The following is an 11,441-nucleotide window of genomic DNA, read 5'->3' on the forward strand; positions in this document are numbered from 1 at the left end:
CGCGCGGGCTTTCGCCCGGCGCGCCCGCTGAGGGGGGTGTCAGGTGGGGATGCCCGGGAGGGCGGGGGTGGGGGCGCCCCAGGTGTGGGCGCGGAGGGTGGCTTCGCGGAGGGCGGTGGCGGCGAAGGGGCGGTAGGGGGTGGGGAGGGTGAGGAGCAGGTCGGCGTAGGTGGTGGTCAGGCGGGTTTCCAGGTGGACGGCGAGTTTGGCGGCGTCGGTGGGGGAGGTGACGGGGAAGGGGAGCTGGTAGCCGGCGGCGGCGGGGGTGGGGGCGGCGGTGACGGAGGTGAGGAGGCGTTGCCAGGCGTCGCGTTGGGCCTGGTGGGCGGCGTGGGTGGTGCGGGCGGCGGTGCGCTGGGGGTCGTCGGGGAGGTGGGCGCCGACCACGCCGTAGCCGTAGACGGCGGCGTGTTCGGCGCTGAGGGCGGCTTGGAGGGCGGGGACGGCGGCGTTGGCGTCGGCGGCGCGTTCGGTGGTGCTGCCGGCGGTGGTGGTGCCGTCGGGGGTTTTGACGGGGGTCTGGTCGCCGAGGGCCGCGGCGTGCAGGGCGTTGCCGGCGGAGACGGAGGCGAGCAGGCGGGCGAGGGGCGGGCTGACCTCGTCGAGGCCCTGGAGGTGGGACTCGGCGGTCCGGTGCTCCATGAGGGCCAGCTCGGGGAGGGTGGGGAGGGCGCGGGACGGGGTGCCGGTGGGGGAGGGGCTCGCGCTCGGCAGGCCTTGGGCGAGGGCGGCTCGGTGCCGGGCGGTGTCGTCGCGCAGCGGTTGGAGCAGGGCGGTCTGGGCGCCCGGGGCGGTGAGCAGGCTGTCGTAGGCGCCGAGCAGGAGGTCGGTGTCGGCGATCGCGCGCAGGCGGGCCGGGGTGTCGAGGTCGCGGGGTGGGGTGGGGCCGGCCGGGTGGGCGCCGTGGGGGTCGGCGGTGCAGGCGGTGAGGGTGGTGAGCAGTCCGAGGGCCAGGAAGGTCCGTCGGCTGGGCGGCTGCATCGGGATCACTCCGGGCGGGTACGGGAGGACGGCCTCCCCGCCTGCCCTCGTTGGCGTGAATGATTACAGAATCCCCACGTTCCCGGGTGCGGTTCGGGGATGCCGTGCCGGGTGTGAGCTTGCTCGCAGTGGGTGGCGTGGGCGTGGTCGGCGGAGGTCCGGAATCGGTGGTTGGGGGCTTGACCGGATAGGCTTTGGGCCGAGCTGCCGTGACCCGGTGTGGCACACCGGGGGCGCGGGGCGACCTTCTGACAACAGCAGACGCGGCCGAGGAGTCCACCCGGATGAGCACCACCCACACCGACCGGCTGCGAGCGTTGCTGGAGCCGCTGGCCGAGCAGGCCGGACTGGATCTGGAGGACGTCAGGGTCACCCGGGCGGGCAGCCGTCGGCAGGTGCAGATCGACGTCGACACCGACGGCGGCGTGGACATGGACGCCATCGCCGAGTTCAGCCGGGTGGTCGGTGAGGCCCTGGACGAGTCGGACCTGATGGGGGACGACGCGTACCTGCTGGAGGTCGGCTCGCCGGGTGCGGAGCGTCCGCTGGTCCTGCCCCGGCACTGGCAGCGCGCCGAGGGTCGGCTGGCCAAGATCCACCTGGAGGACGGCGGGGAGATCGTCGCCCGGGTGCTGGAGGCCGACGAGGACGGCGCACTGGTCGAGGTGCAGCCGGTGAAGGGACGCGGCCGTCCGAAGGAGCGCCGTCTGGCGTACGCGGAGGTGGCCCGGGCGCGCGTCCAGGTCGAGTTCAACCGCAAGGACGACGAGCTCCTGGACGAGGCCGCGGACTTCGACGAGGGGGAGGACGGCGCCGAGTGAACCCCCGGTGCCGTACGACCATGACGAACGTGACGAAAGACGAGGAGGCGTAGCCGTGGACATCGACATGAGTGCCCTGCGCACGCTGGTCAACGAGAAGAACATCCCCTTCGACCTGCTGGTCGAGTCCATCGAGTCCGCCCTCCTCACCGCGTACCACCGCACCGAGGGCTCGCGCCGGCGGGCCCGGGTGAACCTGGACCGCAAGAGCGGCCACGTCACCGTGTGGGCGATGGAGGACCCGGCGGAGCTGGACGAGGGCGTCGAGCCGAAGGAGTTCGACGACACCCCGAGCGGCTTCGGCCGGATCGCGTCCAGCATCGGCATCCAGGTGATGATGCAGCGCCTGCGCGACGCCGCGGACGACCAGACCTTCGGCGAGTACGCGGGCAAGGAGGGCGACATCGTCACCGGTGTCGTCCAGCAGGGCAACGACCCGAAGAACGTGCTGGTCGACATCGGCAAGCTGGAGGCCATCCTGCCGCCGCAGGAGCAGGTCCCGGGCGAGGACTACCGGCACGGCACCCGCCTGAAGTGCTACGTGGTGGCCGTGCGCCGCGGCGTGCGCGGGGCCTCGGTGACGCTGTCGCGCACCCACCCCAGCCTGGTGAAGAAGCTGTTCGCGCTGGAGGTCCCGGAGATCGCGGACGGCAGCGTGGAGATCGCGGCGATCGCCCGTGAGGCCGGCCACCGGACCAAGATCGCGGTCTGGTCGCGCCGCCAGGGCCTGAACGCCAAGGGCGCCTGCATCGGCCCGATGGGCTCCCGGGTGCGCGCCGTGATGGGCGAGCTGCACGGCGAGAAGATCGACATCGTCGACTGGTCCGAGGACCCCCGGGAGATGGTGGCCGCCGCCCTGTCGCCCGCACGGGTGACCAGCGTGGAGATCGTGGACGCCGCCCAGCGTTCCGCCCGGGTGATCGTGCCGGACTACCAGCTGTCGCTGGCGATCGGCAAGGAGGGGCAGAACGCCCGCCTGGCCGCGCGCCTGACCGGGTGGCGGATCGACATCCGGCCGGACACCGAGGTCCCCGCCGAGGAATCGCAGGCCCGGTAATCATCGTTGTCGTGTGCGCCCCTGCCGGTCCTCCGGGATCGGCGGGGCGGCGCCATGTCGCTTCGGAGGGGTAGACTTGCCTTCGTCTGGCCGGACGCATGTCCGAGCACGCCCGGAACGCACCTGCGTGGGCTGCCGCAAGCGAGCGGCCAAGCACCAGCTGTTGCGTGTCACGGCGGTCGAGGGCGAGTGCGTCCCTGATCCCCGCGGCGCACTCCCGGGCCGGGGAGCTCACCTGCACCCCGATCCGGCCTGCCTCGACCTCGCGGTCCGCCGTCGGGCGTTCCCCCGGGCCTTCCGGCTCCAGGGCGCGCTCGACACCGAGCGGCTCCGCGGGTTCATCGGGGAGCTGGTGGGCGGAGCCCCCTAGCCGGGCGGCCTCCCGCGACACTCGCCGCTCGCGCGGCGGAGAACCACCGCAACAAGCACAGCGCTCGGGCAGCCGCGCGCCGTGCCACCAGTCAGGTACCTCGCGATGTGGAAGTAGGTCGAGATTGCGATGAGCTCTCGATGAGTACGCGATGAGTACGCGATGGGTACGCCCATGAAGTAGCGACAGTCCGGCGGACGAGACCCCCGGACTCATAGACAGGAGTGAAGTGGCTAAGGTCCGGGTTTATGAACTCGCCAAGGAGCTTGGCTTGGAGAGCAAGGCCGTCATGGCCAAGCTCACCGAGCTCGGCGAGTTCGTCCGTTCGGCGTCCTCGACGATCGAGGCGCCGGTCGTACGCAAGTTGACTGACGCGCTTGGTGTGGCCCCCACCGGTGGTGGTTCCGCTGCCAAGCCGGGCCCGCGGAAGCCCGCGGCGCCCTCCCCCGCGGCCGGCTCGGGTGCCCCGAAGCCGGGCGCTCCGACCCCGGGTCCGCGCCCCAGCGCGACCCCTGGTCCCCGTCCGACCCCGGCTGCCGCCGCGCCTTCCGCGCCGGCCGCCGCCCCTGCGGCCCCCGCGGCCGGAGCGGGTGCCCCGAAGCCGGGCGCTCCGACTCCGGGCCCGCGTCCGGCCGCGCGTCCCGCCGCTCCGGCGGCTCCGGCCGCGCCCGCGGCCGAGTTCTCCTCGCCGGCTCCGGCCGAGGCCCCGCGTCCCGCCGCCCAGGCCCCGCGCCCGAGTGGCGGCCAGGCCTCCGGCGGTGCCCGTCCGGGCCCGCGTCCGGCCGGTCCGCGTCCGGGCAACAACCCGTTCACCTCGGGTAGCGCCACCGGCATGGGCCGCCCCGGCGACCGCCGTCAGGGTGGTCAGGGCGGTGCTCCGCGTCCGGGTGGTGCCCAGGGTGGCGACCGTCCGCGTCCGGGCGGCGACCGTCCGCGTCCCGCCGGTGCCCCGGGTGCCGGTGCGCCGCGTCCCGGTGGCGACCGTCCGCGTCCCGCCGGCGCTCCGGGTGCCGGTGCGCCGCGTCCCGGTGGCGACCGTCCGCGTCCCGTCGGCGCTCCGGGTGCCGGTGCCCCCCGTCCGGGTGGCGCCCCGCGTCCCGACGGCATGCCGCGTCCGGCCGGTCCGCGCCCCGGCGCGCCGTCCCCGTCCGGCATGCCGCGCCCGAACCCGGGCATGATGCCGCAGCGTCCGGCCGGCCCGCGTCCGGGCCCCGGTGGCCGTGGTCCCGGTGGCCCCGGCGGTCGTCCGGGTGGTCCGGGCGGCGCCGGCGGTGCCCGTCCCGGCTTCCAGGGTCGTCCGGCCGGTCCGGGCTCGCGTCCGGCCGGTGGCGGCGGCTTCGGCGGTCCGCGTCCGGGTGGCGGCGCCCCCGGTGGTGGCGGCGGCTTCGGCCCCCGTCCCGGCGGCTTCGGCGGTCGTCCCGGTGGCCCGGGTGCCCGTGGTGGCACGCAGGGTGCCTTCGGTCGTGGCCCGGGCGGTCGCCCGGCTCGCGGTCGCAAGTCGAAGCGGGCGAAGCGCCAGGAGTACGAGGCCATGCAGGCCCCGTCCGTCGGCGGTGTGATGCTGCCTCGCGGCAACGGCCAGACCGTTCGCCTGTCGAGTGGCGCCTCGCTGATGGACTTCGCGGAGAAGATCAACGCCAACCCGGCCGCGCTCGTCTCCGTCATGTTCAACCTCGGTGAGATGGTCACCGCGACCCAGTCGGTCTCCGACGCCACGCTGCAGCTGCTGGCGGACGAGATGGGCTTCCAGCTGGAGATCGTCAGCCGGGACGACGAGGACCGCGAGCTGCTGGAGTCGTTCGACATCGACTTCGGTGCCAACGAGGGCGACGAGGACCAGCTGGCCCCGCGCCCGCCGGTCGTCACCGTCATGGGTCACGTCGACCACGGTAAGACCCGCCTGCTGGACGCGATCCGCAAGTCCAACGTGGTGGCCGGCGAGGCCGGTGGCATCACCCAGCACATCGGTGCCTACCAGGTGGCGACGATGGTGAACGGCGAAGAGCGCCCGATCACCTTCCTCGACACCCCGGGTCACGAGGCGTTCTCCGCCATGCGTGCCCGTGGTGCCAAGTCCACCGACATCGCGATCCTGGTGGTCGCGGCCAACGACGGTGTCATGCCGCAGACGGTCGAGGCGTTGAACCACGCCAAGGCCGCCGGTGTGCCGATCGTGGTCGCGGTCAACAAGATCGACGTCGAGGGCGCCGACCCGACCAAGGTCCGCGGCCAGCTGACCGAGTTCGGCCTGGTGGCCGAGGAGTACGGCGGCGACACCATGTTCGTCGACATCTCCGCCCGCCAGGGTCTGAACATCGACCAGCTGCTGGAGGCCGTGGTCCTGACCGCGGACGCCTCGCTCGACCTGCGTGCCAACCCGCACCAGGACGCGCAGGGTATTGCGATCGAAGCCCACCTGGACAAGGGCCGCGGCGCCATGGCGACCGTCCTGGTCCAGCGCGGTACCCTCCGCGTCGGTGACTCGATCGTCGTGGGCGACGCCTACGGCCGCGTCCGCGCCATGCTGGACGAGAACGGCAACAGCCTCGCCGAGGCCGGCCCGTCCCGCCCGGTGCTGCTGCTCGGTCTGACCTCGGTGCCCCGCGCCGGCGACAGCTTCATCGTCGTCGACGAGGACCGCACCGCCCGTCAGATCGCCGAGAAGCGCTCGGCCCGCGACCGCAACGCCGCCTTCGCGCAGCGTCGGGTCCGGGTGTCCCTGGAGGACCTGGACAAGGCCATCGCCGCCGGCTCCATCGAGCAGCTCAACCTCATCATCAAGGGTGACGTCTCCGGTTCGGTCGAGGCCCTCGAGGACGCCCTCGTCAAGCTGGACGTGGGCGAGGAGGTCGAGCTCCGGGTCCTGCACCGCGGTGTGGGTGCCATCACCGAGTCCGACGTGGACCTGGCGATGGGCTCGGACGCCATCATCATCGGCTTCAACGTGCGCGCCGAAGGCCGTGCGCGCGCCGCGGCCGACAAGGAAGGCGTGGACGTCCGGTACTACTCGGTCATCTACCAGGCGATCGAGGAGATCGAGAACGCCCTCAAGGGCATGCTCAAGCCGGAGTACGAGGAGGTGCGCCTCGGCGCCGCGGAGATCCGCGAGGTCTTCCGCTCCTCCAAGTTCGGCAACATCGCCGGTGTCCTGGTCCGCGACGGCATCATCCGCCGCAACGCCAAGGCCCGCCTCATCCGCGACGGCAAGGTCGTGGCGGAGAGCCTCACCATCGAGGGTCTGCGCCGCTTCAAGGACGACGCGACCGAGGTCCGCGAGGGCTTCGAGGCCGGTGTCACCCTGGGGTCGTTCAACGACATCAAGGTCGAGGACATCATCGAGACCTACGAGATGCGCGAGAAGCCGCGCGCCTAGTCGGTGTCAGCCGGGGCCGGTCGACGGGTGGTATTTCCGTCGACCGGCCCCGGTCTCGCTGTGTAGGGTCCGGGGTAGTCACACAGTGGCGCCAGCCCGTTTCCGGGCTGCTCCCCGAGGCCTTCCAGGTCGGCGAGACCTGTCATACATGTTCGTGGGAACACTCACCTTCGACCTGCTGCTGGGCGACGTCCACTCGCTCAAGGAGAAGCGTTCGATCGTGCGGCCCATCGTGGCCGAACTGCAGCGCAAGTACAGCGTGTGCGCTGCCGAGACCGGGAACCAGGACCTGCACCGCCGGGCCGAGATCGGCCTCGCGGTGGTCTCCGGCGAAGCCGGGTACGTCACCGAGGTCCTGGACAGCTGTGAGCGGTTGGTCGCCGGCCGCCCCGAGGTACAGCTCCTCTCCGCGAGGCGGCGGTACCACAACGACGACGACGAATGAGGACCGTGGAGCCGGCCGACGGAAGTCGCCGTTCTCACACGGATCAGGACCGAGAGCGCCCGCAAGGCCGGGCGCGGGCCGGTACTTTGGGGCGTGGGCCCCGACGGGTGCGCAGTTCTCCCGGGTACCGGGCCCATTGCACGAGGAGGCAACGTGACCGACACCGCTAGGGCGCGCAAGCTCGCCGACCGCATCCAGGTGGTCGTCGCCCAGACCCTGGAGCGGCGGATCAAGGACCCCCGACTGGGGTTCGTGACCATCACCGACACCCGGGTGACCGGGGACCTGCGCGAGGCCACCGTCTTCTACACCGTCTTCGGTGACGAGACCGAGCGCGAGGCCACCGCGGCCGCGCTGGAGAGCGCCAAGGGCGTGATCCGCTCCGAGGTCGGCAAGATCGGGGTGCGCTTCACCCCGACGCTGACCTTCGTCGCGGACGCGCTGCCGGACAACGCCCGGAACATCGACGACCTGCTCGACCGGGCCCGCAACTCGGACGCCGCCGTGCGCACCCGGGCCGCGGGGGCGAGCTACGCCGGCGAGGCGGACCCGTACCGGGTTCCGGCGGCCGAGCGTGACGACGAGGACGAGTAGTCATGGCGGGTGAGCCGGCGCAGGCCGCCTCGCGAGCCGGATCGACCACGGGGGCGTCCTCCACCAGCACGGTGGAGGGTGCCCTCGTGGCGCTTCCGGGCCCGCGCGCCGAGGAGAGCGGGTTCGAGCTGCTCTGGCAGCAGGTGGTGGCGGAGATCGGGCGGGCCCGTTCGATCGACCTGATCTGCCACATCTGCCCGGACGGCGACGCGCTGGGCTCCTCGCTGGCGGCGGCGCTGGCGCTGCGGGCGCTCGGCAAGCAGGTGCGGGTCTCCTTCGGCGACGACCCGCAGGTCGTGCCCGAGTCGCTGGCCTTCCTGCCCGGCCAGGAGCTGATCGTGCCGGCCGTCGAGGTGCCGGACGTGCCGGAACTGGTGCTCTGCTTCGACGTGGCCGCGGAGAGCAGGCTCGGCCTGCTGCACGCCAAGGCCTTCGCCGCGCCCGTCCTGGTGGTGCTCGACCACCACGCCTCCAACCCGGGCTTCGGCACCCACCAGCTGATCGACCCGACCGCGCCGGCCACCGCCGTGCTGGTCGACGAACTGCTGCGCCGGCTCGGCGTGGAGCTGGACCAGGAGCTGGCCACCTGCCTCTACACCGGTGTCGCCACCGATACCGGTTCGTTCAAGTACCGGGCCACCACGCCCGCCACCCACGAGCTGGCCGCCCGGCTGCTGGCCACCGGCATCCGGCACGACCTGATCGCCCGGCAGCTGTGGGACACCTCCTCCTTCGGCTACCTCAAGGTGCTCGCGGGCGCGCTCGACCGGGCCGTCTACGAGCCGGAGGCGGCGGACGGGCTGGGCCTGGTGTGGACCTGGGTGCCGTACCAGGACCTCGCGCTGTTCAGCGTCACGGTCGAGGAGATCGAGGGGCTGATCGACATCCTGCGCCGCCCGGCCGAGGCCGAGGTGGCGCTGGTGCTCAAGCAGGACCCGGACGGCACGCTGCGCGGCTCCTCGCGTTCCAAGGGCGCGGTGGACGTCGCCGCGGCCTGTGCCGAACTGGGCGGCGGGGGGCACGTCTTCGCGGCCGGATTCAGCGTCCGGCAGGACGTGGCCGCGGTGGTCGAGCGGTTCCGGGGCGCCCTGCGACCGGTACGTTGATCATCTCTGCTGTTGTTGTTGAGAGAAAGAACCCGATGAAGCGCAAAGGCACCGGCCCGGACGGCCTGGTGATCGTCGACAAGCCTGAGGGCATCACGTCGCACGGGGTCGTCGCCAAGCTGCGGTGGCTGGCCGGGACCCGGAAGGTCGGGCACGCCGGCACCCTGGACCCGATGGCCACCGGCGTCCTGGTGATCGGCGTCGAGCGGGCCACCCGGCTGCTCGGCCACCTGATGCTCACCGCCAAGACCTACGAGGCGACCATCCGGCTCGGCCAGACCACCGTCACCGACGACCGCGAGGGCGAGGTCACCGCCTCGGCCCCGGCCGACGCCGTCACCCGGGAGGCGATCGACGCCGGGATCGCGGCGCTCACCGGCGAGATCATGCAGGTGCCGTCCAAGGTCAGCGCGATCAAGATCGACGGCAAGCGCTCGTACGCGCGGGTGCGCGAGGGCGAGGACTTCGAGCTCGCGGCCCGGCCGACCACGATCCACTCCTTCACCGTGCACGGACAGCGCGCGGCGGTCGCCGAGGACGGCACGCCGGTGATCGACCTGGACGTCACCGTCGAGTGCTCCTCCGGCACCTACATCCGGGCGCTGGCCCGGGACCTGGGCGCCGGGCTGGGCGTCGGCGGGCACCTGACCGCGCTGCGGCGCACCAGGGTCGGGCCGTACGGGGTGGAGTCGGCGCGCACCCTGGAGCAGCTGGAGGCCGACGTCACCGGCGAGTCCGCCAAGGGTCTCGAGGTGCTGCCGATCGGCGAGGCCGCGGCGGCCGCCTTCCCGCGCTGGGACCTGGACGAGGCCTCGGCGGAGAAGCTGTCGCACGGCGCCCGGCTGAAGGCGCCCGGGATGGGCGTGGACGGGCCGATCGCGGTGTTCGGGCCGGACGGGCGCTTCCTCGCGCTGGTCGAGGAGAAGGGCGGGCAGGCGAAGCCGGTCGCGGTCTTCGTCGGCTGACGCCCCCGCTGTTCGGAGCCCCCGTCGGGAATCGTCCCGACGGGGGCTTTCCCGTTCCCGGACCCCCTTTCACCCGCACGAGGGAGCGCGCGGAGTGAACGCCCGTGGTGAGCGGCGCGGGCGCGGTCGGACCGCCTCCCGCGCGGGCAGGCTCCGGGCGGCGGGCGAGCGACGGTCGAGGGGGCAATGGGATGCCGGGGTTTCTGGAGGGCGATCCGGGGCGGTACCTGCTGCGGATCCGCGACCTCAACGGGCGGCTGCACGGCTTAGGGTTCGTCGCCGACCCGCAGGGGGGCGTGCTGACGGCACACGAGAGCGTGGCCGGACTGGACCGGGTCGTCCTGCACACCCCCGGCGGGCAGACCAGAGTGCTCGGCCCGGACGCCGTGCTGCCGCTGCCCGGGCACGGGCTCGCCCTGCTGCGCACCGAGGCGGTCGGCGGGCTGCCGGTGCCGCCGCTGCCGCTGGCCGCCGTCGCGGCCGGGCACGAGGTGCTGCTGCCCGCGCTGGCGGGGGAGGACGGCCGGGTGGTCGCACTGCGCTGCGGGCTGCTCGGGGTCACCGGCGCGGCGTACGGCGGGCACCGGCTGGGCGGGGTGCTGCTGCTGGACGTGCCGGTGGTCGGCGGGGTCGCGGTGCCGGCCGGCTCGCCGGTGCTGGACGCCCGCAGCGGGGCGGTGGTCGCGCTGGCCGCGCCCGCCCTGCGCGACCCCCGGCACGGCGGGGCGCTGCCGGCCGTGGCGGTGGGAGCGGGCCCCGCGGGCGGGACGGCGGCCGCCGGGGTGCTGGCCGGGCTGCTGGCGAGCAACGCGGCGGCGGTGCCCGGCTACGGCCCGGCGCTGAACCTGGCCGGGGTGCTGCGGCTGACCGCCGCCCAGGTGACGGCCGCCGGTGCCGGGCCGGCCCGGGTGGCCGACCTGGCCGCCGACCGGGTGGACCGGCCGGACGGCCTCGCCGGGGACGAGCCGGCCGCGACCGTCACCGCGCTGGTCGGCGCCCCCGGCAGCGGACGCACCACCGAACTGGCCGCGCTGGCCGCCCGCCGGCACGGCGGCGCCCACCCGCTGCCCACCCTCTGGCTGCGCGGCGCCGACCTGCGGGCCGGGGACCGCTCGCTCGCCGAGCCGCTGGAGCGGGCGCTGGCCGCCGCCGCGGCCGGACTCGGCACCCCGGCGCCCGCGCCGGAGCCGGTGGCGGCGCTGTGCGCGGCGGCGGGCCGGCCGCTGCTGGTGGTCCTGGACGGCCCCGAGGAGGCCCCGCTGGCGGTGGACGCGCGCTGGCTGCGCGGCGCCGGCCAGTGGCTGACCGGCTGCGGCGCCCGGCTGGTCACCGCCTGCGGCGAGGAGCTCTGGGAGCGGCTCGCGGCCGAGACCTGGGGGAGCGGCACGCCCGGCCCCCGCCGTACCGCCGAACCGCACCCGGACGGCGACCTGGGCAGCGCCCCCACCGTACGGATGGACGGCCGCGGCCCGGACGGGCCGAGCCTGGCCGGGCAGCGGCTCGGCCCGCTGCCCCCCGAGGCGGCCGAGCGGGTGCGCCGCCGGTACGGGCTGCCGCCGGGCCACCCGGCCGCCGCCGGGGACGGCGGGCACCCGCTGGCCGTCCGGCTGGCCGGGGAGCTGTGGGCCCAGGGGCTGCGCGACGGGCCGGTGCGCCGCGGCGAGCTGTTCGACGCCTTCCTGGACCTGCGCTGCCTGCGGGTGGCCCAGCGGCTGGCCGAGGACGGCCG

General features: G+C 74.3%; 9 protein-coding genes and 1 pseudogene. 9 read left to right on the forward strand and 1 reads right to left on the reverse strand.

Translation table 11 applies throughout. From position 1 onward, the window contains the following. Positions 1-39 precede the first annotated feature (39 nt). Positions 40-981 (reverse strand): ferritin-like domain-containing protein, encoded by a 942-nt coding sequence (locus ACFCY1_RS40940; RefSeq protein ID WP_375877788.1) that lies wholly within the window; start codon positions 979-981, stop codon positions 40-42. A gap of 284 nt (positions 982-1,265) precedes the next feature. On the opposite strand from ACFCY1_RS40940, the gene rimP reads away from it, so the two are divergent. From rimP to ACFCY1_RS40985, 9 genes and pseudogenes are all read left to right on the forward strand, one after another. Beyond that, positions 1,266-1,802 carry a ribosome maturation factor RimP gene (gene rimP / locus ACFCY1_RS40945; protein ID WP_074006402.1) on the forward strand — a complete coding sequence of 179 codons (537 nt, stop codon included), beginning with the start codon at positions 1,266-1,268 and terminating at the stop codon, positions 1,800-1,802. Positions 1,803-1,857: 55 nt separating this feature from the next. Next, positions 1,858-2,859: a transcription termination factor NusA gene (nusA, locus tag ACFCY1_RS40950; protein ID WP_049659751.1), complete on the forward strand. Its 1,002-nt coding sequence runs from the start codon at positions 1,858-1,860 to the stop codon at positions 2,857-2,859. A 76-nt stretch (positions 2,860-2,935) separates the two neighbouring features. Then, complete coding sequence (locus tag ACFCY1_RS40955; protein WP_074006403.1) at positions 2,936-3,229, forward strand: YlxR family protein; 294 nt, start codon at positions 2,936-2,938, stop codon at positions 3,227-3,229. A gap of 229 nt (positions 3,230-3,458) precedes the next feature. Further along, positions 3,459-6,602 (forward strand): translation initiation factor IF-2, encoded by a 3,144-nt coding sequence (gene infB / locus ACFCY1_RS40960; RefSeq protein WP_375877789.1) that lies wholly within the window; start codon positions 3,459-3,461, stop codon positions 6,600-6,602. A gap of 148 nt (positions 6,603-6,750) precedes the next feature. After that, entirely contained in the window at positions 6,751-7,047 is a 297-nt protein-coding gene (locus ACFCY1_RS40965) for a DUF503 domain-containing protein (protein ID WP_030289887.1), read from the forward strand. 153 nt (positions 7,048-7,200) lie between these two features. Beyond that, entirely contained in the window at positions 7,201-7,641 is a 441-nt protein-coding gene (gene rbfA, locus ACFCY1_RS40970; RefSeq protein ID WP_049658664.1) for a 30S ribosome-binding factor RbfA, read from the forward strand. A 2-nt stretch (positions 7,642-7,643) separates the two neighbouring features. Next, complete coding sequence (locus ACFCY1_RS40975) at positions 7,644-8,747, forward strand: bifunctional oligoribonuclease/PAP phosphatase NrnA (RefSeq protein ID WP_079272940.1); 1,104 nt, start codon at positions 7,644-7,646, stop codon at positions 8,745-8,747. A gap of 35 nt (positions 8,748-8,782) precedes the next feature. Beyond that, positions 8,783-9,712: a tRNA pseudouridine(55) synthase TruB gene (gene truB / locus ACFCY1_RS40980; protein WP_049658666.1), complete on the forward strand. Its 930-nt coding sequence runs from the start codon at positions 8,783-8,785 to the stop codon at positions 9,710-9,712. 191 nt (positions 9,713-9,903) lie between these two features. Continuing rightward, positions 9,904-11,441, forward strand: a pseudogene (locus tag ACFCY1_RS40985) (serine protease); the annotation flags it as partial.

It is taken from the genome of Kitasatospora sp. NPDC056273, assembly GCF_042268845.1.
Taxonomy (GTDB): Bacteria; Actinomycetota; Actinomycetes; order Streptomycetales; family Streptomycetaceae; genus Kitasatospora.

Coding starts and splice junctions, on each gene's coding strand:
- ACFCY1_RS40940 (WP_375877788.1), bottom strand. CDS start 981: ATGCAGCCGCCCAGCCGACGGACCTTCCTGGCCCTCGGACTGCTCACC.
- rimP (WP_074006402.1), top strand. CDS start 1,266: ATGAGCACCACCCACACCGACCGGCTGCGAGCGTTGCTGGAGCCGCTG.
- ACFCY1_RS40965 (WP_030289887.1), top strand. CDS start 6,751: ATGTTCGTGGGAACACTCACCTTCGACCTGCTGCTGGGCGACGTCCAC.
- ACFCY1_RS40975 (WP_079272940.1), top strand. CDS start 7,644: ATGGCGGGTGAGCCGGCGCAGGCCGCCTCGCGAGCCGGATCGACCACG.
- truB (WP_049658666.1), top strand. CDS start 8,783: ATGAAGCGCAAAGGCACCGGCCCGGACGGCCTGGTGATCGTCGACAAG.